We start from the raw sequence: 23237 nt of genomic DNA on the forward strand, positions 1-23237 counted from the left end.
GGTCTTTTTTGTTGTGAAAGTGGTGGATCTCCATTTCAGATGCTTAATTTTCCGAGGGAAGTACGGTGAGCCATCTCAGCGCTTACCACATAGTTGCTCCACCATCTTACATTACATTCAATGACGCTTTTCACTAAAAACATTTACGCGATATCAATTTAAGACGAAATCCTCATCAATCCATGCCATATCTACTTGCCAAAACCTCCCCTATACTTGTACTAGCAAAGACAAACGATTGGAACTGTTTCTTCAGTCCCAACGAAAATCACATAGGAGGAATACGTATGAACTATCGTAATATGGCGAAAAAAGTAGCTGTCGTATCACTCAGTACTGCGATTTTATTAGGAGGGGGCGCAACAACATTCGCGTCAGGTCAAACCCCTTCAGATTTTAAAGAAACGTACGGAACTTCACAGATCACGCGCTACGACATGAAGCAGATGATCAATCAACATAACGATCCAAAATATACAGTGCCAAAATTTGATGCATCTACGATCAAGAACGTAGAGTCAGCTAAGAAGGTTGACGAAAACGGTAAACAGATCGACATGGATGTTTGGGATACGTGGCCACTTCAAAACGCGGACGGAACGGTTGCTGAATACAAAGGCTACCACATCGTTTTCGGTCTAGCAGGTGATCCGAAGAACCCGAACGACACGTTCATCTACATGTTCTATAAAAAAGCGGATGATCAATCAATCGATGCTTGGAAAAATGCAGGACGCGTTTTCGAGGACGATGACAAGTTCAAAGCAAATGATAAATACTTAAAGCATCAATCTGAAGAGTGGTCTGGTTCTGCAACGTTCACTTCTGACGGAGAAGTTCGTTTGTTCTACACGAACCGTGAAGCATTCAAGCCGGATCAAGATCGTTTCGGAAAACAGACGTTAACAACAGCGCAAGTTAACCTTTCTCAACCTGATAACAAAACGCTTGAGATCGACGGTGTAGAAGATTACAAGTCTATCTTTGAAGGCGGAGACAGCAAGATGTACCAAACGGTTGAAAAAGCGTTCGGTGGCGGGGACTACAACGACAACCATACGTTCAGAGATCCTCACTATATTGAAGAAGATGGACGCAAATATTTAGTATTTGAAGCGAACACAGGTACAGAAACAGGTTACCAAGGAGAAGAATCTCTTTATAACCAAGCGTACTACGGAAAGAGCAACGCTTTCTTCCAAGATGAAAAGAAGAAGCTTTTAGCATCTGATAAGAAAGAAACAGCTAAAAAAGCAAACGGTGCGATCGGAATCATTGAGATCAACGACGATTATTCTGTGAAAAAAGTGATGAAGCCACTTATCGTATCCAACACGGTTACAGATGAAATCGAGCGACCAAACATCTTCAAAAAAGAGGGAAAATGGTACCTCTTCACAAGCAGCCGTGGTTCTAAAATGACGATCGACGGCATCGATGACAGAGACATCTACATGCTTGGGTATTCAGCTGACTCTCTAGACGGCCCGTTCAAACCGTTGAACAAAACAGGTATCGTGTTGCACCAAGACCAAGATCCGAACGACATCACTTGGACGTATGCACACTATGCGATTCCGCAAGAAAATAGCGACAATGTCGTTGTAACAAGCTACATGACAAACAGAGGCTTTTTCGAAGACCGCAAATCAACGTTTGCACCAAGCTTCGAGATGAACATCAAAGGCCAGAAAACATCTGTTGTGAAAAATAGCATCCTTGAACAAGGACAACTAACGAAGTAAAGATTTCTATCAATCAATTTTCGACCTACCCTACACATCAACCAAAAGGAAATGCCAGAGATGGCATTTCTTTTTATTTAGGGATTACTAGGAGGTTAAGTCATGTATAAGAATGACAAATGGCCATTATTATTTATTCTAAGTTTACTGGTTGCAGGCATGTTTCTGGTGAATCATCTGATGGATGAATCGAGTAAGCCTGTTCCAAAAAAGGAGAACGACCCATCATACCGTGCGGATTATCATTTTACAACGCCTGATAAGTGGAAGAACGATCCTCAGAAACCGGTCTATTATAAAGGGAAATATCACTATTATTATCTGTATAACAAAGATTACCCAGACGGAAACGGAACAGAGTGGCGCCATGCAACGTCAGAAGACCTTGTGAACTGGAGGGATGAAGGCGTGGCGATTCCGAAATTCACGAACGATAACGGAGACGTTTGGTCAGGTTCTGTAGTAATCGATAAAGAAAATACCGCTGGGTTCGGGAAGAATGCGTTTATCGCTATTCTGACACAGCCTTCAAAAGACGGAGGAAAACAGAAGCAATTTCTTTGGTACAGTACGGATGAAGGAAAGACGTTTAAGCCTCATGGCGAGGATCCCGTTTTAGATAACCCGGGAACGAAAGATTTTAGAGACCCTAAAGTCGTCTGGGATGATGAGCGGAAAAAGTGGATCATGCTGATGGCAGAAGGGACGAAGATCGGTTTTTATGAGTCTGATGATCTGAAAAACTGGAGATTTACGAGCGGTTTTCAAACGAAAGAAATTGGAATGATCGAGTGTCCTGATCTCTTTTTGATGCGTGCAGAAGATGGAACGTTGAAATGGGTGCTCGGGGTGAGCGCAAATGGTCTTGCGTCTGGAAAGCCAAACACGTACGCGTATTGGACAGGAGATTTTAACGGCGAATTCTTTGCTGTTGATCATGAAGAGCCAGAGTGGCTGGATCACGGCTTTGATTGGTATGGCGGCGTGACGTTTGATGAAGGAGAGAAGAGTGATCCTGATGCGAAAAGATATGCGCTCGCTTGGATGAACAACTGGAGCTATCCGCATGAGACGCCGACGATGAAAGAAGATTTTAACGGTATGGATTCCGTGGTGCGTGAACTTCAGTTGAAACGAGATGCTGATGCTGATCGGTATTATTTAGCGTCACAACCGGTTGCAGCATTAGATAACTTCACGAGTTATAGGGATTCTTTCCAGCAGATAAAAGTGGATGGAGAGAAAACCCTCGATGTATCTGGAGATTCATACGTGTTAGAAACAGATATCAGTTGGGAAGACAGCAAGAATATCGGCTTAAGACTTCGTGAGTCCGAAGACAAGAATCGTCATATTGATGTTGGGATTCATAGTGAAGGGCAGTTTTCTTATGTGAACCGATCCGCTTCAAACCAACCGGATAAAAGCGGACAATATGTAGAGAGCAAAGCGCCATTTTCTTCTGGAAAGCAAAACGTTCACTTGAAAATTCTTGTAGATAAGACAAGTGTGGAAGTGTTTGTAGATGATGGACGAGTTGCGCACTCAAGTCTAGTGTATCCAGAGCATAATGATCAGGGAATAACGCTATTTTCTGATGGTGGAGAAGCTATATTTGAGAATTTACAGGTTAAACATGTAGAATGAGTGTGATTTTTGTGTGAAAGCGGGTTCCGTAGATTATGTTTGCGCGGGTTGTCGGTGGTTATGTGTGGTTTTCAGGTGGTCGTGGGGCGTTTACCGGTGGTCACGTCATCGTTTCAGGTGGTCAGCAGCCATTTTCAGGTGGTTACACTCCATTTACCGGTGAACGTGTAACAGTTATAAAAACACGTACCGTAAAACAACTTAACAACCATGATAAAAAAGCAGTTCTCAACAGAGGGAACTGCTTTTTTGCATATCATAAAAGATCTCCAGTCCTAAACCGGACTGGAGAATATAGAAGGAGTATAGGTTTAAAATGAGTGGGTCATCGACCATCCATTGCAAAAAGTGGGTAATAGGTAAAAGGTAAGTTGGTAATCGGTGATGGGTGATTGGTTGGCTCATCTGCCGTTACAAAGGTACCAGTGTACGCGAAAATTTTTCTCCTTCTATACCTTGAAGAGGAGTCTCACCTCTTCAAGGCTTAAAAGTATTTCTCACTGTCGAAGTCTAACTCGACAGAATAGTTTTTAGCGTTGATCAGATTGGATAGACGGTTTGCTTGACGCTCCGTCTCGATTCCTTTTAAACGATAATCTTCTGGCTCGAATGTTGCAATACGCATCAAGTTTGCGTTCTCGCCGAACAAATAAGGCTCTTCTTTTGAAGCAGCTCCGAATTCTTTATACTTTTTTGACTTTGCACGTAGTTGTGTAGCAAGTTCAATCGCTTCCACAATCGTTAGAGTTTCATCATTGAATTCAATCTGATGCTTGCTGTTTGCTTGATACATCAGTTTATCTAATAAACGAAAATCTTTGCGGACTTCCTCTATATCTTGTTCGACATTTGATAATGTACGGACTTGCTTTGGAACTTGATCCCCTTTTTCAATTTCAACAAAGGCTACACGATCCATTTCATCCTCAAGTTCATGTATACGTTTTGATAATACACTTTTAAGTTTAACAGCTTCTGCAAGGGAAATTTTAGGCATGTCATCATGCTCCTTCTAAATAAATGAAATACTTAAAAATATTACCATTAGACTTACTATTCTGCAATCATTTATTTACCTTTTATTATCACTAAAAAGGTTTCCGGAAGTAAATGTAAGATTTATAATAAAATCACAGACAGAAAAAGGGGATATGAGGGGTATGACAAATATTTTATGGACGGTTTATCTTGGAATTCTAGGCACTCTTGCGATCGGCTATTTTATTAAAGGCGGTTACAAGACTCACTCTGCGAAACTAGATTTTGTTATTTCAATCATTACTTGGATCGGCTTGTTCGGGTATGTTACGAGCAATGAGCTCTTTACGCCACTACTATGGAAAGTCGTTTTTATCGGTGGATTGGTGTGGGATCTAGCGTATGGACTTAAAAAGTTTAATGAAGACGCGAACGAGATTCCTAGAGCCGCTCGCCCAGCGGTATTCGGTATTACGGCATTAATTATGATCGGTCCACTCTATTATGGGCTGTTTCAATACGCGTTTTAACTATAAGGGAAGGTAGATGTTTCCTATCAATACGAATAAAGAAGCGATTCAGCAGCTAGAAGAAAATAACGTAGATCAAGCGGTGAAACTATTTCACAAAGCTGTACTAGAAAATAGAGATGTTCAATCGTTAACGAACTTAGCATGGGTGATATGGCGTGAAGAAGATGACTTAGAGCGTGCATTGTCACTCGCATCAGAAGCCGTTGATCTCCGCCCTACTTCTCATTTTCCATACAGTTTGTGTGGAGAACTATTAGTAGATAAAAAACATTATGAAGAAGCGTTAAATATGTTGCAGCAAGCCCTTTCAATTGAACCGACTAATATCACTCATCATAACGTTGGTGTAGCGTATTATTATCTTGGAGAAACAGCAAAAGCAGCTACTCATTTCGGGCTGGCAGCTGGTAAATCTGACTACACGCTGTACAATCAGGTAAAATGTTTGATAGAAATTGGAGAAAAGGCCGAAGCCTTAAGATTCATTCAAACTTTTGATGAAGATGCCGAAGACTTTATAGGTACGATCGACCTTGCTGAATTGTATGCTGAGATTGGATTACATGAAGAAGCTGTTCATTGGTTTGAAAAAGGATGGAAAGACTATTACTTACAGCCAGAATGGGTAAGCCTGTATATCTATTCTCTCTTACAGAGCAAAAAAGAAACCAAAGCGAACAACACGATAAAAGAATTTCTTCGTTACAAGAAAGAAGAAATACTAGAAACGGAAACAGAAGAATTAGATGAAGACTGGACGGAAGAGGATAAAAAAGAAGTGATTATCAGACTCTCAAAAGAGATTAATGATTTTGAGATTCTGCTCAAGAAAATAGAGGACGGATATCTTCAGGCGATTCTACTAGAGCCTTCACCAGAAAGAGACTGTTATCTTTTCGGCTGCGAACGCCATCAACATCCTGAATATAAAGACTGGTGAGACGAGAGGCTCTTTTCAATAGAGTCTCTTTTTTATATCCAAAATAATTCCGTCATGTATTGAACGAGCCCTCCATATAGTAGTAATAATCATCATAAAAGTGGCTTCTTATGTGAGAAATGCCTGTGATTAGAGGAGGGGTCGAATGCTTCATATTGTGGCTTGCATCAAGCAGGTGCCGGATACGAAGATCATCAAGATGAACCCGAAGACGAATACGATGGACCGTGCGAGTGCTCCTGCGATACTAAATCCATACGACGCGCATGCGGTGGAAGAAGCGGTGCGTCTGAAAAAGAGATACGGAGGAACGGTTTCGGTGCTGACGATGGGTCCTCCACCAGCCGTAAAAGCGATCAAAAAATGCATTGAGATCGGGGCAGATGAAGGCTACATGATCTCGGACCGAGCGTTTGCAGGTGCGGATACGCTTGCGACGAGCTACGCACTCACGAAAGCAATAGAGAAAATCTCGCAAATTAAGCCTGTCGACCTAATCATCTGCGGAAAGATGACGATCGACGGTGATACGGGACAAGTTGGGCCAGGCATCGCACGCCGGTTAGACATGCCTCCGCTCACTTCCGTTAATAAGGTAAAAGAGATCAACTTGGAAGAAGGGTATGCAATCGTTCATCGAAAACTGGAGGACGGATATGAAGTGATTCAATCAACGATGCCGTGCTTGATGTCGGTGGAAAAAGAGATCAACGACGTTCCGTATTCGTCGATGACGAACATGCTGAAAGCGGCTCGCTATCAGCCGGTGATCTGGGCGGTCGCCGATCTAGAGGATGTGGAGAGAACACAGCTCGGACTGAAAGGCTCACCGACGATCGTTTCAAAAGTGTGGGCACCAACAAAACCGAGTGGCGGCGAGATGCTAGAAGGGGATGCAGCTCAGCAGACGGAACAGCTGCTGAATCTTTTGTTAGAGAAAAAAGAGCTTTTTGCGGTGAAGGGAGGGTCTGGCGTTGAGCTTTGAGGATTATTCAGGTATTTGGGTTTTTATTGAGGTAAAAGACGGTGAGGTCGTTCCTGTTTCGCTTGAGTTGTTAGGAGCTGGAAAAGAGCTTGCGGAAAAACGTGGCACCGAGCTTGCTGGCGTATTGATCGGAGAAAATATCACACATCTCTCCGATATGCTTTTTGAATACGGAGCGGACACGGTCTATGTGTATGACGACACCATTTTTAAAAACTACCGAACCGAGTCTTATATGAAAGCATTGTTAGAATGCTGTCAAAAGTATAAGCCAGAAGTCATTTTATACGGTGCAACATCGACCGGGAAAGACTTGGCGAGCGCCGTTGCGACGGACCTTCCAACAGGACTCACTGCAGACTCTACCATTTTAGATATAGAAGAAGACACAGGATTGCTGCTTGCGAGCCGACCAGCGTTTGGCGGTAACATCATGGCAACGATTCTATGTAAAAAGTATAGACCACAGATGGCGACGGTCCGCCCCAAAGTGATGAAAGCACTCACGCCTGAACCTGGCCGAAAAGGACAGTTAATAGAAGAAACAGCTTCTATAAAAGAAGAAGATATCCGAACAAAAGTGCTCGAGATCGTTCAGTTCACGACGCAGAAAGTTCGAATCGATGAAGCAGATATTGTTGTTGCTGGCGGAAAAGGTTTAGGCAGTGAGAAAGGATTTCAGGTTGTTCATGATCTTGCTGAAACGCTTGGGGGAGCGGTTGGCGCAAGTCGTGATGTTGTGGAAGCCGGATGGGTCGAGCACCATCACCAAGTAGGGCAGACAGGGTTAACGGTCACGCCAAAAATCTATTTTGCGATCGGCATTTCTGGAGCGATTCAGCATATTGTTGGGATGCAGAATTCGGGACTGATCATTGCGATCAACAACGACCCTAAAGCAGCAATATTCCAATCGAGCCATTATGGCATTGTTGGGGATGCCTTTGAGATCGTACCGCTTCTGATCCAACAATTTAAACAAGCGTTTAACGGGGAGGTGGTGGATCATGTCTGAAAAGTTTGATGTAATCGTTGTTGGTGCAGGTCCTGCCGGCATTTCCTGTTCATATGAACTTGCGAAAGCCGGCGTAAACGTATTGCTCATCGAACGCGGAGAGTATCCGGGCTCAAAGAACGTGATGGGCGGTGTGCTTTATCGCAAAATGATGGAAGACGTGATCCCAGAGTTCTGGAAAGAAGCGCCGCTCGAGCGACCGATCGTAGAGCAGCGATTCATGATGATGGACAAAGAATCTGCGGTAACAGTCGGGTACAAGGGGATGGAATGGGGACAGGAGCCGTACAACAACTTTACGGTACTGCGGGCAAAATTCGATCAATGGTTTGCGGGGAAGGCTGTTGAGCAGGGAGCTCTTTTGGTGAACGAAACCGTTGTTCTAGAGTGTATCGTTGAGGACGGGAAAGTAGTTGGAGTACGAACGGATCGACCAGACGGTGACCTGTACGCGGACGTTGTCGTGCTGGCAGATGGCGTAAACTCCCTGTTAGCCAAATCGCTCGGCTTTCATAAAGAATTTCGTCCAGATGAAGTGGCCCTCGCCACGATGGAAATTATCAAGCTCGACAAGAAGACGATCGAGGACCGATTTAATTTAGAAGAGAATCAAGGTACGACAATCGAGCTTTTTGGTGATGCGACAAAAGGAATCCTCGGGACTGGATTTCTCTATACGAACAAAGACACGTTGAGCTTAGGTGTCGGTTCACTTCTATCTGGCTTAATCAAGCATAAGATTAAACCATATGAGCTCTTGGAATATGTGAAGAACCACCCGATGATTCGTCCTTACATTGCGGGCGGTGAGCCAGTCGAATATTTGGCGCATATGATTCCGGAAGGTGGCTACAAATCGATGCCAAAAGTAGCGGGCAACGGGGTGCTCGTTGTTGGCGATGCCGCCCAGCTCGTGAACGCGATCCACCGAGAAGGCTCAAACCTTGCGATGAAATCCGGTCAGTTTGCGGCTGAAGCGGTGCTCCTTGCGAAGGAACATGACGACTATTCAGAAGCGACACTCAATCATTATAAGACGCGCTTAATGAGTAGTTTTGTCGGTCAGGATATGAAAAAATACAAAGATTCAACACATCACTTTGATAAGTTTCCGCAATATTTTGATAAGTACATTCCGATGGTAAACAAGGCGGCGAGCCAGATGTTTACGGTCGATGGCTCATCTAAATGGGAGAAACAGAAGAAAATTTGGCGTGATGTAGGAACGGCTGGAGAGAAATTCAAACTAGCTCGTGACGCATACCGGGCGTGGAAGGTGATGAAGTAAATGAGCGAAAGAAAGTGTCAGAGCATCGAAGAAAAACAGTATCTCGTTCGTTTTAACGCAGACACGAAGTCACATCTCACCGTTATGGATGCGGATGTTTGTCTGAACCATTGTCCTGATAAAATCTGCACGATCTTCTGTCCGGCTGAAGTGTATAAGTGGGAAGAGATTCGGATGCACGTCGGGTACGAGGGCTGTCACGAGTGCGGAAGCTGCCGAATCGGTTGTCCGCATCAAAACATTAAGTGGGAATACCCAAAAGGCGGGCATGGGATTGTGTTTCGTTTGGGGTAAAGGGGCGGAAAAGGGTAAGGATGACCTGGGGTTTGAGCCAGGTTATCCTTTTTTTGTGTTTTGAATGACGGTGATTCTTTTTGTAGCAAGGAAATAAGCGGCAACTCCATAACAAAGTAAGAAAAACGCGAGGATTCCGTAAGCTGCTCCTTCAAAACCTCGAATGAACTCTAAACTCACATAAAAAATGACCAAGGAACTAATCACGGTTAACAAACATGGCACAAGTTTTATGAACAAAGAGACGTTCTTTTTTCTTAGCCACCACGTGAAAAAGAGGACGACTACCCCTGGGACTGAGCTAATAAGAAAAGGCATTCCAAAAAACATGATAAATTCCTCCTGTTACTCTGCTTGGTTAAGGTTTTGACCAGAAGATATGCATGCCCAGGTATAAGAGAGCAGCAAAGATTATGAATCCAAAAACGAGAGTTGTAGCAATTCGCTTTGATAATCCATTTTCCGCGTAAAAAGCCAAGAACAAAGATAAGACGATAAACGTGAAAAAAATAGGAAACATATAGTCCCCAATGAATTGACTATATGCAGCCAGAATGATTGGAGATCCCGCAATTAATAAAGAAAGAATCGAAAGTATACCAGCATTTCTTTTTAGCACCATAAAATCATTCCTCACAATCAAGTTTAACTTTTATTTCCAATTATCTTTTATTATACATAATTTTCCTTTAATTTGTATGGATGAAATTGAAAGAATACAACAACTTTAACGTTGGATAACGACGCCTGCCTGCGAAGTTGGCGTTGCGTGTAACGGTAGTACTTCTGAGCAAAACAGATGTTAGTTGGAGTGAACTCTTGAAGTATCTGCGTGAAACAGCACACAGTTGGAGTGAAACGACTCTAGGATTGAGCGAACGTGTAATAAATATAAGAACACGTACCGTAAAAAAAAAAGCAGCTCATAACTTTCATTGTAAGTAACATATTAAAATTACTAGTCAGAATAATTTCTACTACAAAGCAATGTGTTCCTGTGCTTAAAATCTATAATTGATACAGGTAATCTATCAAATTAAACAACTGTTTAAAAATATTATGATTACCTCTCTTAATACGGTAAATATTTTACCGATATAGAATATGTAAAGTAATTTTGATTCATTAACAAGGAGAGTTTCTATAAATGGACGCCGTTTCAAGTACATATCACATTCCGCTTGTCTCTCTATCGATCATTATTGCAGTCATTGCTTCTTATGCTGCGTTGGATCTAGGGATTCAGGTACAGAAAACAAAATCATACGCACGGTACATTTGGATGATCTCGGGAGCTTTTGCGATGGGGATGGGCATCTGGGCCATGCATTTCGTGGCGATGCTTGCTTTTCACTTATCCATCACAGTCACCTATGATATAACACTCGTCATTGTTTCAATCATTCCAGCGATCCTATCATCCGGAATCGCTCTCTATATTATCAGCCGCCCTGTCATGGGGAAGAAGCAGGTATTGTTAGGAGCTCTTTTCATGGCAACGGGTATCGTTTCCATGCATTACACAGGCATGGAAGCGATGAAGATGAACGCTGAAATACAGTACAATCCATTTCTATGGACGCTTTCGGCAGTCATTGCTTTTGTCGCATCAGTCGTAGCTTTGTATCTACTTTCGTTTGTTAGCCAAAACTATAAAACAAGCAAAATATGGCTCGTGAAGTTAGGAAGTGCGGTGCTCATGGGTATCGCCATATCTGGAATGCACTATACGGGTATGTCGGCTGCTAGTTACAAAGCGCATCAGCATCACACGGATCTAGCATCAACACCGTTTAACAGCACGCTTTTAGCTTATGCGATCGGAATCGTAATCCTCATTCTTTTAGGGATGGTGTTCATCAGCACGTTCATCGATCGAAGGTTTGAGTATCAGTCGATTCTATCAGAAAGAAAGTTTCGCTCTGTTATTGAGTCTGCCAACGATTCTATTATTCTGTCAGATCGAACAGGAACCATTATTTCGTGGAATAAAGGAGCAGAGCTGATTTTTGGTTTTACCGAAAAAGAAGCACTAGGGAAAAATCTGCAGATCATTATACCGGACAGGTTTAAAATTGCTCATCAGCAAGGGATGGAACGTTATCTTTTATCTGGAGAACCAAAAGTGATCGGCAACACGGTTGAGTTAGAAGGACTTCGAAAGGATGGGAGTGAATTTCCGATCGAATTGTCACTTGCAGCATGGCAGGAAGATGATCAAGTTTATTTCAGCAGCATCATTAGGGACATTACGGAGCGAAAAAGAAACGAGAAAAAGATTAATCAAATGGTCTACCGTGATCCGTTAACGGGTCTGCCGAATCGACTTCTGTTGAACGACCGTCTTTCTCAAGCACTCGAACTGGCAGATGAGAACAAGCAGACGATTGGAATCATGTTCATTGACCTTGATCGATTCAAGTATATCAATGATACTCTTGGGCATGCAGTCGGAGATCAACTGTTGATTGAAATTGCAAAACGCATCCAAGCATGCGTAGGAAAGAACGACACGGTCTGCCGCCAGGGAGGGGATGAATTTATCGTCCTTATACCAAATACAACAGCAGATGAAGTCTCAAAAATCGCACAGCAAATCGTCGATCTGTTCAGCAGCTCTGTTATGGTCAATGAGCAAGAGCTCTTCGTGACTCCTTCAATCGGAATCGCCATGTACCCAGGAGATGGCCGCGATATTGAAACGTTGATCAAAAATGCGGACACTGCGATGTATCGAGTGAAAGAACAAGGGAAGAACAATTTTCAATTTTATACCCCTGAGATGAATGAGGCGGTTACTAAAAAAATGAAGCTTGAGATCGGCCTGCGAAAGGCACTGGAACGCGATGAGTTTAAAATTGTGTATCAGCCTCAGATCGATGTGGAAACAGGCGGAATCATTGGAGTTGAAGCACTTTTGCGCTGGCATCATCCGGAATGGGGAACGATCTCACCGGCAGAATTTATTCCGATTGCTGAAGAAACAGGACTGATCTTGCAGATTGGGGAATGGGTGCTTCATGGCGCTTGTCGTCAAAATAAAGCGTGGCAAGACGCAGGATACGCGCCTTTACGGGTGGCGGTCAACATTTCATCGCGTCAGTTTCAGCAGAGTGACCTCGTTGAGCGGGTGAGTAGAATTCTTAGAGAAACAGAGCTTGATGCTCAATATTTAGAGCTGGAGCTAACAGAAAGTATCATTCAAGATTCGAAGTATGCTGTAGCGAAAATGCATAAGCTAAAAGAGATGGGAATTCATCTGTCGATCGATGACTTTGGAACAGGCTATTCGTCGCTAAGTTATCTAAAGACATTCCCGATTCATACGCTAAAAATTGATCAAAGCTTTACGCGTAACATCTATGCAGATCCGAAAGACGCGTCACTCGTAGAAACAATTATCGCGATGGCTCACAACTTAGATTTAAAGGTAATAGCAGAAGGGGTAGAAACGGAAGAACAGCTTCAGTTTCTACAGCAAAAGCAATGTAACGAAGCGCAAGGGTATTACTTCAGCCGGCCGATTTCAGCGGAAGATATGGCGATGATTTTACAAGAGCAATCGGTGATTGAAGTGTGCTAGTTTATAAGTTTATTAAGAAGAAAAAAAGCACTTTCGAAAGTGCTTTTTCTTTTGGTTTAAATGAGGTTAAACGTAGGTTACACCTAAATCATGTAATCTTCTAAGTGCATTATAAGCCATTGAATAATATTTGCTCGCTTGTTTATATTTTTGAGTATTCTCAAAATAACTGCCTACTATCGGGTAATATATTGATAGATGAACCCATTCGTTTCTTTGTTCAAAGTAAGGAAGTAGCTCTTTAATCATAAAATTAATTGATGAATCGTTATGTTTACCATGTGTAAATATGTGTTTGTGATATAAAAAATGAAGTTCGTATTCGCGATAAAGCGGATTTTCTGTAACCTGATCTAGCCAGGTTTCTATGAGTACTAATCCTTTTTCGTTATCTTCAATCTTTTCATATTCTTTAATAAGAGCATAGATTGTCATTACTTTAGAAAAAAGAGGTTCTTTCTCCTTAGCTTCTAAACTTTTTATATAAAGTTCAATAGCTTTATGAGTTTCACCTTTATGATTAGCTATACCGCCAAGATTATGATAAATGACGCCTTTTAACTCTTTATCATTGAAAGAGTCCGCAATCGTTTCTGCAAGTCGTAGTTGCTTAACTGATTCATCAAAATTTCTAATTCGTAGATGAATAATAGCAATAATGACTCTGCAATCCGCACATCTTCTGAAATAGTAACTTTTCTCAAATATGTCTAGTGCTCTTTTGGTATATTCTAAACCAACTATACTGTAGTAAAGTTGATTGGCAGTTAGGCCAATCATGTAAAATAGATACCCTTTTTCCCATTCTTGATGATGATATTCTTCTAAGAATTTTTCTGCTTTATATAAATATTTTATCGCTTCTTCAAAATCTTTTTTAAGATAACTGAGTAGCCCCTTGGCAAGAAAATAATAGAAAGCTTTTTGACCTTTTATCACGTCTTCTATGTAAGATACTTCGTTTAATAATGATTCTACACCTGGAATTTCTTCTGTAGTCATCATAATATAGATGCTTTTAAAAATCTTTTGTAAAATGTCTTCATCCACCGAACGTGGAGGTAGGTTAATTAACGCATAATACTTATCCTTAGCAGATGGGTAGTCTCTTAGATAAATAGAATGAAACAAACTTACAAAATTATGAATGATTTCATTTTCGTTTAGATAATTAAGACTAATATCTAATCTTGCAGCTAAGTGATGCTGTATTTCCTCTGAAGGTTCAGTGACTCCGTTCTCTATCTTACTTAAATAAGGAACAGAACATATCCCGGCAGCGAGTTCTTGCTGGGATAAGTTTTTGACTCTTCGGAAATATCGAATCTTTTCTCCTAAGTTCATATTTGTTACCCCGCCTTTGTTTACATGATGAGTTTACAATTATTAGGTATAAGCTCACGTTAAAAATTTTCCCTTCTATAAATATACCTGAACTTTAACTGTAAGAGGAAACTAGTCTTGAATTATCGTGATTTAACCTCTAAATCCCTTCATGTTTCCCAATTTTTTTACTGAAATAGTTAGGTATAATTAACTATAGAAACTAACGACTAGGGTGAAAGCTATGACTATTGAAAGAGGCGACCTCGTAAGCTATCATGATGAATTGCACAAAGTACTTCACGTGTATTCTTCAGATTTTCTTGAAATCAGGAAAGTGAATGAACCATACGTACCTCGTGTGATCTTGGTTCATAAATCAGAAGTAACTGTCCAAATATAATTTACACATTTCTATATATTATTAAAAAGACTCATGAATAAGCTTAGCGACGAGTGCACTGGATAATGAATCCGAAGCAGTAATCAAGGAATCACTTGAGTCACTAGCAAAAGGGCGAACGACGATTGTGATTGCCCATCGCCTCTCTACGATTCGTAACGCTGAACGAATTATTGTTCTAACGAAGAAGGAATTGTTGAGGAAGGTACGCACGATGCATTGCTTAGCCGCGGTGGAGTGTATGCGCAGCTTTACAATAAGCAGTTTGAAGAACAATATTAGAAGTTACCAAAAAAGGTCTTTCCAATAAAACGGGGAGGTTTTTTTATAAGTATCTTCAAATAAGATTGATGAATCATCTGCACTTGCCGACCCTTTTATTTAAAAAAATTGAATAAACAAAAATAGGGAAAGTGTAACAACAATAACGGTGAGTATCGCCCATAGATATATTTTTTCAATCTCTTCAGATTTCCCTTCCCCTTTCTTAACTCTGAAAAGTAACCACATATCAAATGCTGCGAATACTAGCGCACTTAAGCCCCCAGTATACGTATATAACCCCCAGAAACCAAAGATTAGTCGCCCTATTAAAAGCCCCATTGCTCCATGAAAAACTATGTACATAGGCACACTGATGCTGTAGTTCATGCCGATTTTACAGATGATATATTCAATAACTGCTGATGTTATGAGACCGAAACATACGAGGATTCCTGCAGCTATAAACGCGGCAAAAATCGGAATCATGATAATCTCTAATCCACTCTCACCAGCTTTACGATCGAAAACAGACAGAATTGTCAAAACGAGTGAAAAAAGTAAGCTCGTTATTATGGTAGCGAATAGCTTGCGTTTTCCAAAAGCTTCTTCCATGCTTATATACTCCTTATTTATAGAATGAGTCCTAACGATAATACTAAGATGTACAAAGGGGATGTAGATAGAAGCAGAGCTATGCTTTTTCTTTTAATCATTCTACTAGAAAAACAATAGACGAAGCTGCCAACTGTTAATAATGGTGCGATTAAGATCATAAAGAATAAATCACCGTAAATTAATAAACTAAAAAATATACTAATTGTGATAGATAACAGCAATAATAGAGATAGATTAAATGAGTGTTTCTTGTTAGAAAAAAGATAAAGTGCAGTTTCTCCTAGAAAACAAATGATATAAACGAATAAGATGAAATAAGGGATAAGATAAGGAAGACCTTCATTTTCTCCGCTAAATCCTGTGCTAAGGAAGAAATAAAACATAGTGAATAAAAATGTTGTACCTGCACCTATGTATAAGGGACTTTTTGTAAGCATATTAAGCATGTGAGTTCAACTTCCTTCTAAAGAATCTTTATCTTAATAGTACCATTATTGAGTAAGTCGAAGTTTCTTTGTTTAGGGAATTAAAAGGAACGTAACGTTTTAAGGAGGGGTAAGATGTTTGGTTCGCCTCAAATGGTTTCGGTTATTTTTTATGGAGCGGCCCCTATGCGCTCGCAGTATCACAATCGTGCTGCCCTTCAAGCGGCAATCGCGGATGTAGACAGCAGGGGAAGAGGGGTTGTCGTGGTACCGCCAGAGATTGATTACGGATATAAACGTGGAATCCCAAGTACATACCCTGATTTTTCTTCTGCACGGCATGATATTCTAATACATGATTATTCCATCAATACTCGTTATGATTCGTGTAACGGGGACGGTATGCAATATAGAATCATTACGAAGACTCATAATGAAACAGCTGGCAAGAATGATGGAAATACTCAATGGTTAAACGGAAATTGGCATCCAGCATTCATGTTGATGCATGAAGGGGAAAACACGAATAATCGAAGAGCCACTTATTTTACAGGGATAAAAGGAGAAGTGGCTTGGGGAGTAGGGCAAGGAATCAATACAGCAGGTGTATCAAGTGGTGTTTCAAAAGGGGCATCAGATGATGAATTGGCACATTTTAAGATTATCGGTAATAAAGTAGCCGGTGGTAGAGGACTTGAAACGATGCTAGCGATCAACAAAACGAATGGGTATTGGGGTTTCGGTGGAATGGCGAACCCAGACAAAGAATTTCATTTTAAAACAAAGCGTGGCTGTAAAGGTGAAGTGAAGTTTGAATCACATACGGATAACTTGGAAATCAGCTTAAGTACACCGAATAAAATGCGGAAGTGGACAATTCGTGATGATAACGGCAGTTTAAACATTACAGATCTGAACGGAACTTCTAATGTAGTGACATTTACGGAAACTGGAGAAGTTATCGCAAAAGACGGTATCAATATAAATGTATCCAGCTTACCGAAGAATCCAACTGCGGGGCGCATGGTTTTTTATAAAGGGGAGCTGAAACTTTATACAGGTTGTGAATGGAGAACGATATAATAAAAAGGAGCTGCTTATAGCTCCTTTTCTTGTTTAAATTACCAAGAACTTTCCTCAATATATAGCTCATAATCGATTGAATCTTCTTCGTTAAGTTTTTTACCGTTAATATAGACTTGATTCCATTCATACATGTACTTGTCAAAGTAAACATAAAAGACGATTCTCACATCTTCTTTCTCGGTGTAATCGTATCCTGTGAATTCTACAACATGGTGACGACCATCTTCTTTAATATAGTCCCACTTTGGATCGTCCATGTAAACTTCTAATGTAGCTGCCTCTTCGCTGATTCGAACGACATCCTTTATGTTCGTTTCTGTTGGTATGAAAGATAAACCGAAATCCATCGCAAAGAAAAGTGCGAACAAGAGAACATGGAAACCAAGCATAATTCCAACGTGTGTTCCGCCTTTAGTTTGTATATAAGAGTCTTGTACGGTTTCAGGTAAGGCTCTAGCTTGCTTCAAAACATGGTTTGTATGGTTAAAATACCAACGATTTCCGAATGATCCGACGATTATGGATAAGATTCCGTAAAAGGGAAGATCAAGCCATGCAGTAAGATCAGTAAAATAAAAAGGTATAGCCCAGAGCAATTGAATACCTGAAATAATAAAAAACGGCTTATACATTTTGCGGTAGGCGAGCCAAAACGTTGAAAAGAAGAAGGCTAGCCAATTCCACGTATCTTTTGTTGCCGGGTTCTCAACCGATTTCCATTTCAAATCATAGTACGCTATATTTTTCTGAACAACTTTATGCTGCGCTTCAAATAATGTAAGTTCTTCTTGGTGTGCTTCGTTCATATCCTGTCCTTCTCTCAAATATTTAGTATTTTTATAAACGTTACTTCACTACAGGTCTTTCAATCCCGTTTAGAAAATCTTGTATCATCTCAAGGTGATCCGAATATAGGTTTTGTGGAAGCTTGTCTATTGGGAAAAATTTATTATCCATTGATTCCGAATTTGAAGTAAGAAGGTCTCCAGAAAAATCATGGCATGTAAACACGTGCTTTACCATGGATACTTGATCGCCATTTGAAAAGGTCTTATCAAGGCGTTGTCCAGAATAAATGCCAAACAGCTCAAGTTTACCAAGTGTAAGTCCTGTTTCTTCAAAAACTTCCCGTCTAGCTGTATCTTGAACCGTTTCTCCGAACTCCATAAAACCACCTGGTAGACCCCATTGGCCGTTGTCACTCCGTTTATTAAGAAGTAATTCATTTTCTGTATTAAAAACAAAAGCCCCTGCGACCACCGTAATAATTTTTGAGTGGCCAACCATGGCTCTCACGTATTTAATGTAATCCATCAGAATCCCCATTTCTCTATTTCCTTATTTTTCTACTATACCTTCATTATGTAAGTTCGTCTGCACTTATTTTTGAAAAAAGACATAATAAAAATGAACTGGTTTATCATCCACTTCATTGGTTCGTTACTTATATAGTTTGCTTTTCTATGTACACTGTTTCACAATCTGTAGCAAAAAGAAAAGCGAGGGTGAATCACGTTATGCTTCTCTTTGTAGGGCAGGCTTTTCAATCGTACTTAGCAGATCTTCGCGGGCTTTTTGACTTAACTCGTTAGAGTACTCAATCGCTTCATAAATGGATGTAAAGTGCTGGGACGCGTAATAAGGAGACTTATAGCAATGTATCACTTTCGTTTGTGAAGGATAGATGAGCACCTTCCAATGGTACACATTTCTTTGCTTTTCACTGCCTTCCATGGCGATGAGCCAGTGTGTGCTCTCAAGTGCAGTGTCGTCATCCTGAGCTTTATTCTTTAAAGCAGCCCGATCGTTCTCACCGATTAAAATAGGCACCTTTTCATAAAACTCTCTAAGGTTTGGGTAGTTATTCATACCATCTCTCCTCTCAAACATGATTTGTCCATTTCACAAAGTACATGTTTCGCTTATTGTGACATTATATGAAGGAAGAGGAGAAAAGATGATTCATAAATAAAACCAGATGCTAAATTTTTCAGCATCTGGTAAGTGATCTTAGAAGCGTCTTCTTTTGTTCCGACGAGGTCGCCTTGGACGTCTGATCTTAATCTCTTTCACCTTAACAAACCTTACTCCAATAAATAAGAAGTATGTGGCTAGTGCGACATAAAAGAAGATCGGTACGCTTTCAAATCGGTTCTTCGCTAGCAAGTAAAACATATAAAACAAAAATAGCGAAATGATCGTTCCGTATCGCGGCATCGGGATATCCTTGAAGCTTGGAATCTTGATCGTGCTTACCATCAAGAGGCCGAGTCCGTAAAAGAGAAGTACAAAAATCCAAAGTGGAATCCATTTTACAAAGAAGACTAAGAATACAACGATTCCACCGGCTAATGGGATCGGAATTCCTTTAAAATATTTCATTGATTCTTCAGCATCCGTAATGTTAAAGCGTGCTAAACGGTATGCGCCGAACAACGGAAATAATCCTGCAAATAGAAAGCCCCACATTCCTAAATGTGCAAAGTAAGTATTCGCGACAAAATAAGCAGGCGCAACCCCAAAGGATACAACATCCGCAAGTGAATCGAGTTCCTTACCGAGGTTTCCTGAAACCCCTAAGATCCGAGCTGCTCTTCCGTCGACCGCATCCAGCATCATCGCGATAAAAATGAGGATGGCGGCGTTTCGAATATCACCGTTTGAAACGTAACCGATGGAAAGAAACCCACAGAATAAATTTCCTAAAGTTAATAAGTTTGGAATATGCTTTTTCATTGTCCACGTCCTTAAAAAATACTCTTCTTTATATAATAGATGATTTTATTGGAAAAAGTTATGTTTTTTTGGTTAAGTGAGTAGTTTAACATATTTTTTAGGTGGCAAGGGGTAGGGAGTTGTTTAAGTGGGTGATAGATTATGAACGAAATTCATTCAAAAATGTACAGAAAGTGACCTTGTATGGTTCATGTACTTGGTCTGAGCAAAACAAGTCCACGATTGAGCTAAAAAGAAGAGGATTGGTGTGAAATGTGAGCGATTCGGAGCGAAACGCTCAACTGTTGGTGTGAAACGATAGCCATATTGAGCGAACGCGTAATAAATATAAGAACACGTACCGTAAAAACAACCTCGTCCATATAAAATATGATAATTTGAGTCCGCCCCATGAAAATCACTTCACACTTCTCTTCAAATAGCTCTCAAACAAAAGGTCGATCAACAGCATCAATGTCGATCTTGCTGTAATATCATAGCCTGCGAACTTCACCCGTCCGACCGTCATGCTTAAACTTGTCTTCACCATCTTACCTAATGTGGAGTCAGATGCATTCGTGATCGCGGCTGTATCTACGACTTTGTATGAAAGCTTTTCGGCTGCTTGCAGAAGCGTTTTCGTTTCGCCGCTTGACGAGATAAAGAACACGAGGTCGTTCGGTTCCACCATGTTCGGTAAAAGGTCGATCATGTGTGACTCGTATGTGTAGTGAGTCTGCTTGTTCGTCTGCATGAGTAATTTGCTGAAGTACTCCGCCATCATTTTCGATAGACCTACACCGACCACGATCACTCGCTTTGCGTTCACGATTTTCTCACTCAATTTTTCGAGCTCCGTTTTTTGAATCGTTTCAAATGCAGAAACAAACTCTTCTTTATAGCGCTCAACGGGATTGTCTCCTAACATCACATGTTGATTCTCGATCGTTTTAAGAATGTATTTTAGTTCGGAGAAGCCTTCAAGTCCAAGCTTATGGGACATGCGCACGATTGTTGTTGTACTCACGTTGTTCACTTTTGCGCTCTCAGTCAACGAATGCGTTTTTGCATCATCTATATGATTGTCTATGTAATATACGACTTGTTTTTCGGTCGGTGTAAGTTCAGCTAACTTGCTGCTGAACTGATCTAGAAACTTCCCCATCGTTAACTTCCTCATTTCCGTACGATTCTTTCTTTTAGTATAGCCCATTTTTCATTCTGTACAAATGTACGGACTCTGTACAAAGATAACGCTTACTTTCATGTTACAAATAGAGTATAGAAAGTTGGAAGTGCTTTCATACTAGGGGAGATTGGAGTGAATGTCATGGAACTAAGAAACATGACCCATCCGAATTTAGTGTTGTTCGATGTAGATGCTCAGAATAAAGAGCAAGTGATCCGACAGCTAATTTCAAAGATTAAAAAACAAAATTATATAGAATCTGAAGAAGCTTTATTGGAAGCGGTATTAAAACGTGAGGAGCAATCTCCGACAGGCATGGAGGAAGGGTTAGCGATTCCGCACGGAAAATCGGCAACGGTAAAACAAGCCGTCTTTGCGGTAGCTCGTCTAAAAACACCACTCCTAGACTGGGAAAGTATCGATCCGAACAACAAAGTCCAGCTCGTATTCTTGATCGCCATTCCTGAGAGTGAAGCGGGAACGACGCATTTAAAAGTATTGTCTACACTAAGTACGAATCTGATGCGAGACGGTTACTTGGAAGGTTTGATGGCAGCAGGTACAACTGATGAGTTTTTAAACAGACTGGATGTTGAAGAGAAGAAAGAAGCTGCCCCTGAAAAAGAATTCACCAAAACCGTCGTTGCGGTTACAGCATGTGCAACAGGTATCGCGCATACGTATATGGCGGCTGAAGCTCTGGAAAAAGCAGGACGTGAGTTAGGTGTTTCTGTACTCGTTGAAAAGCAAGGTGCTAGTGGGATTGAAGATGAGTTATCAGCAGATGTGATCAAAAATGCAGACGCTGTCATCTTTGCAACGGATATTGCACCAAAGCAAAAAGACCGTTTTGCAGGTAAATCATATGTGCAGACCCGAGTTGCTGAACCATTACGAAAAGGGAAAGAAATGATTCAAAAAGCGCTGAGTAACCCTGATGGTGTTGTTGAAGCAGAGGAAGAAGAATCTTCTACTACTCAATCAAGCGGCGGAGGCGGATTCTTTAAAGATATGGTCCAAGCGGTAATGACAGGGATCTCATACATGATACCCGTTATCGTAGCAGGTGGATTGATGATGGGAATCGCAAAACTCGGTGCGATGCCGTTCGGACTTGTGAATGAACTCGCAGATCCGAAATATGCTACGCATTCAAATGAGCTATTCGTTATTCTTCATCATTTAGATAAATTTGGAGCACTCATATTTAAATTCATGTACCCGATATTTGCAGCGTTTGTCGCCTATTCACTGGCTGACCGTGTAGGACTTGTAGCTGGATTTATTGGGGGAGCTTTTGCTGGCGGACTTCATTATACGTTCTGGAACAACCCGGATGGCATTCCATCTGGATTCTTAGGAGCATTGATCCTTGGTCTTGCAGCAGGTTATATCGCTCGTTTCTTGAACCGAAAAATTCAATTGAACAAAAACTTAGCTGCGATGAAACCGATGTTTATCATCCCAGCGATCTCAGTACTATCAATCTTTTTCTTAAACTTTTATATTGTAGACCCTGTGTTTGGCGGTCTGAACGTTGTATTACGCAACTGGATTGAATCTGCACAAGGAACAGGTGACGTTGTGCTTGCATCGATCATCGCTTCTGCAACTGCTTTTGACTTAGGTGGACCGATCAACAAAGCAGCAGGTGCGATCGCGATCGGACTTGCAGCAGATGAAGTGTATCCGTTAACGGCTCGTGTTCTAGCGATCGTTATTCCACCGATCGGACTTGGAGTTGCCGTGGTTATCGATAAATATATCGTCGGCCGCCGTGTATTCCCTGCAGATCTTCGTGTAGCAGGTAATACTTCATTATTACTAGGATTCCTTGCAATCTCTGAAGGTGCGATTCCATTCATGCTTCGTAACCCGTTGATCACGATTCCGATCAACATTATCGGTGCCATCCTTGGCGCAAGTACGGCTGTCTTGCTTGGGGCTGTTCAATGGCTTCCGCTTCCGGCAGTTTGGGGCTGGCCGCTCGTTGAAAACCTTTGGGCTTACTTGCTCGGACTCGTTGTCGGCGCAGCGTTCATCGCATTCGCGAACATCTTTATCCGCTTTGCGATTTTAAAGAGAAAAGAGAGACAAGCGTAACGATATTTTTCAGATTCTGGAGCTCCAGGAGCAATAATCTTAGTAAATATTTAATCTCTTGAGCGAAACTAAGGGTGTTTTGAGCGAACAGAGATATATGTTGAGC

At 41.1% G+C, this 23237-nt stretch carries 23 protein-coding genes and 1 pseudogene; 14 read left to right on the forward strand and 10 right to left on the reverse strand.

Annotated elements, in window-relative coordinates:
* Positions 1-287 precede the first annotated feature (287 nt).
* The 3 genes from FS458_RS02500 (at position 288) to FS458_RS02510 (ending at position 3712) form a co-directional block, all read left to right on the forward strand.
* Positions 288-1745, forward strand: a complete 1458-nt coding sequence (locus FS458_RS02500; RefSeq protein WP_144697533.1) for a glycoside hydrolase family 68 protein — start codon at positions 288-290, stop codon at positions 1743-1745.
* Between the two features lie 102 nt (positions 1746-1847).
* The gene (locus FS458_RS02505; RefSeq protein ID WP_144697536.1) at positions 1848-3392 is read left to right on the forward strand and encodes a glycoside hydrolase family 32 protein; all 1545 of its coding nucleotides are present in this window, start codon (positions 1848-1850) and stop codon (positions 3390-3392) included.
* A 35-nt stretch (positions 3393-3427) separates the two neighbouring features.
* Entirely contained in the window at positions 3428-3712 is a 285-nt protein-coding gene (locus FS458_RS02510) for a hypothetical protein (protein WP_144697539.1), read from the forward strand.
* Between the two features lie 164 nt (positions 3713-3876).
* Here FS458_RS02510 and FS458_RS02515 read toward each other — a convergent pair whose 3' ends face one another.
* Positions 3877-4389 (reverse strand): hypothetical protein, encoded by a 513-nt coding sequence (locus FS458_RS02515; protein ID WP_144697542.1) that lies wholly within the window; start codon positions 4387-4389, stop codon positions 3877-3879.
* 163 nt (positions 4390-4552) lie between these two features.
* Between FS458_RS02515 and FS458_RS02520 the strand changes: the two genes are divergently transcribed.
* The 6 genes from FS458_RS02520 (at position 4553) to FS458_RS02545 (ending at position 9425) form a co-directional block, all read left to right on the forward strand.
* Positions 4553-4900, forward strand: coding sequence for a hypothetical protein (locus tag FS458_RS02520; RefSeq protein WP_144697546.1), 348 nt, complete (start codon positions 4553-4555; stop codon positions 4898-4900).
* Between the two features lie 16 nt (positions 4901-4916).
* Positions 4917-5843 carry a tetratricopeptide repeat protein gene (locus FS458_RS02525; RefSeq protein WP_144697549.1) on the forward strand — a complete coding sequence of 309 codons (927 nt, stop codon included), beginning with the start codon at positions 4917-4919 and terminating at the stop codon, positions 5841-5843.
* Positions 5844-5988: 145 nt separating this feature from the next.
* The gene (locus FS458_RS02530) at positions 5989-6828 is read left to right on the forward strand and encodes an electron transfer flavoprotein subunit beta/FixA family protein (protein ID WP_144697552.1); all 840 of its coding nucleotides are present in this window, start codon (positions 5989-5991) and stop codon (positions 6826-6828) included.
* A complete protein-coding gene (locus tag FS458_RS02535; protein WP_144697555.1) occupies positions 6818-7843 on the forward strand; it encodes an electron transfer flavoprotein subunit alpha/FixB family protein in 1026 nt (341 codons plus the stop codon). The genes FS458_RS02530 and FS458_RS02535 overlap by 11 nt, the downstream gene beginning before the upstream one ends.
* Positions 7836-9131, forward strand: coding sequence for an FAD-dependent oxidoreductase (locus FS458_RS02540; protein ID WP_144697558.1), 1296 nt, complete (start codon positions 7836-7838; stop codon positions 9129-9131). The genes FS458_RS02535 and FS458_RS02540 overlap by 8 nt, the downstream gene beginning before the upstream one ends.
* Positions 9132-9425: a ferredoxin family protein gene (locus FS458_RS02545; RefSeq protein WP_066398362.1), complete on the forward strand. Its 294-nt coding sequence runs from the start codon at positions 9132-9134 to the stop codon at positions 9423-9425.
* Positions 9426-9467: 42 nt separating this feature from the next.
* Here FS458_RS02545 and FS458_RS02550 read toward each other — a convergent pair whose 3' ends face one another.
* Complete coding sequence (locus FS458_RS02550; protein WP_144697561.1) at positions 9468-9755, reverse strand: YesK family protein; 288 nt, start codon at positions 9753-9755, stop codon at positions 9468-9470.
* A 28-nt stretch (positions 9756-9783) separates the two neighbouring features.
* On the reverse strand, positions 9784-10047 hold the full coding sequence (locus FS458_RS02555) for a hypothetical protein (RefSeq protein WP_144697564.1): 264 nt from the start codon (positions 10045-10047) through the stop codon (positions 9784-9786).
* A 525-nt stretch (positions 10048-10572) separates the two neighbouring features.
* Between FS458_RS02555 and FS458_RS02560 the strand changes: the two genes are divergently transcribed.
* The gene (locus FS458_RS02560) at positions 10573-13008 is read left to right on the forward strand and encodes a bifunctional diguanylate cyclase/phosphodiesterase (protein WP_144697566.1); all 2436 of its coding nucleotides are present in this window, start codon (positions 10573-10575) and stop codon (positions 13006-13008) included.
* A gap of 66 nt (positions 13009-13074) precedes the next feature.
* Here FS458_RS02560 and FS458_RS02565 read toward each other — a convergent pair whose 3' ends face one another.
* A complete protein-coding gene (locus FS458_RS02565; RefSeq protein ID WP_144697568.1) occupies positions 13075-14352 on the reverse strand; it encodes a helix-turn-helix domain-containing protein in 1278 nt (425 codons plus the stop codon).
* Positions 14353-14575: 223 nt separating this feature from the next.
* On the opposite strand from FS458_RS02565, the gene FS458_RS20525 reads away from it, so the two are divergent.
* Together FS458_RS20525 and FS458_RS20955 are read left to right on the forward strand one after the other, a co-directional pair.
* Positions 14576-14734: a hypothetical protein gene (locus tag FS458_RS20525; RefSeq protein ID WP_186320420.1), complete on the forward strand. Its 159-nt coding sequence runs from the start codon at positions 14576-14578 to the stop codon at positions 14732-14734.
* A 46-nt stretch (positions 14735-14780) separates the two neighbouring features.
* A pseudogene (locus FS458_RS20955) lies at positions 14781-15016 on the forward strand (ABC transporter ATP-binding protein); the annotation flags it as partial.
* A gap of 99 nt (positions 15017-15115) precedes the next feature.
* Here the strand turns inward: FS458_RS20955 and FS458_RS02575 are convergent.
* Positions 15116-15610 carry a hypothetical protein gene (locus FS458_RS02575; RefSeq protein ID WP_144697570.1) on the reverse strand — a complete coding sequence of 165 codons (495 nt, stop codon included), beginning with the start codon at positions 15608-15610 and terminating at the stop codon, positions 15116-15118.
* Between the two features lie 563 nt (positions 15611-16173).
* Here FS458_RS02575 and FS458_RS02580 point away from each other — a divergent pair.
* The gene (locus FS458_RS02580) at positions 16174-17121 is read left to right on the forward strand and encodes a hypothetical protein (protein WP_144697572.1); all 948 of its coding nucleotides are present in this window, start codon (positions 16174-16176) and stop codon (positions 17119-17121) included.
* Positions 17122-17159: 38 nt separating this feature from the next.
* Here the strand turns inward: FS458_RS02580 and FS458_RS02585 are convergent, their stop codons facing one another.
* The 5 genes from FS458_RS02585 to FS458_RS02605 form a co-directional block, all read right to left on the reverse strand.
* A complete protein-coding gene (locus FS458_RS02585) occupies positions 17160-17930 on the reverse strand; it encodes a DUF2628 domain-containing protein (RefSeq protein ID WP_144697574.1) in 771 nt (256 codons plus the stop codon).
* Positions 17931-17970: 40 nt separating this feature from the next.
* Positions 17971-18438, reverse strand: a complete 468-nt coding sequence (locus tag FS458_RS02590) for an NUDIX hydrolase (protein ID WP_144703225.1) — start codon at positions 18436-18438, stop codon at positions 17971-17973.
* 201 nt (positions 18439-18639) lie between these two features.
* The gene (locus FS458_RS02595; protein ID WP_144697576.1) at positions 18640-18993 is read right to left on the reverse strand and encodes a hypothetical protein; all 354 of its coding nucleotides are present in this window, start codon (positions 18991-18993) and stop codon (positions 18640-18642) included.
* A 141-nt stretch (positions 18994-19134) separates the two neighbouring features.
* Entirely contained in the window at positions 19135-19860 is a 726-nt protein-coding gene (pssA, locus tag FS458_RS02600) for a CDP-diacylglycerol--serine O-phosphatidyltransferase (protein WP_144697578.1), read from the reverse strand.
* Positions 19861-20257: 397 nt separating this feature from the next.
* Positions 20258-21004, reverse strand: coding sequence for a MurR/RpiR family transcriptional regulator (locus FS458_RS02605; RefSeq protein ID WP_144697580.1), 747 nt, complete (start codon positions 21002-21004; stop codon positions 20258-20260).
* A 165-nt stretch (positions 21005-21169) separates the two neighbouring features.
* Here FS458_RS02605 and FS458_RS02610 point away from each other — a divergent pair, with 165 nt between their 5' ends.
* Positions 21170-23131 carry a fructose-specific PTS transporter subunit EIIC gene (locus tag FS458_RS02610; protein WP_144697582.1) on the forward strand — a complete coding sequence of 654 codons (1962 nt, stop codon included), beginning with the start codon at positions 21170-21172 and terminating at the stop codon, positions 23129-23131.
* Positions 23132-23237: the final 106 nt, after the last annotated feature.

It is taken from the genome of Fictibacillus phosphorivorans, assembly GCF_007673525.1.
Lineage (GTDB): Bacteria > Bacillota > Bacilli > Bacillales > Fictibacillaceae > Fictibacillus > Fictibacillus phosphorivorans_C.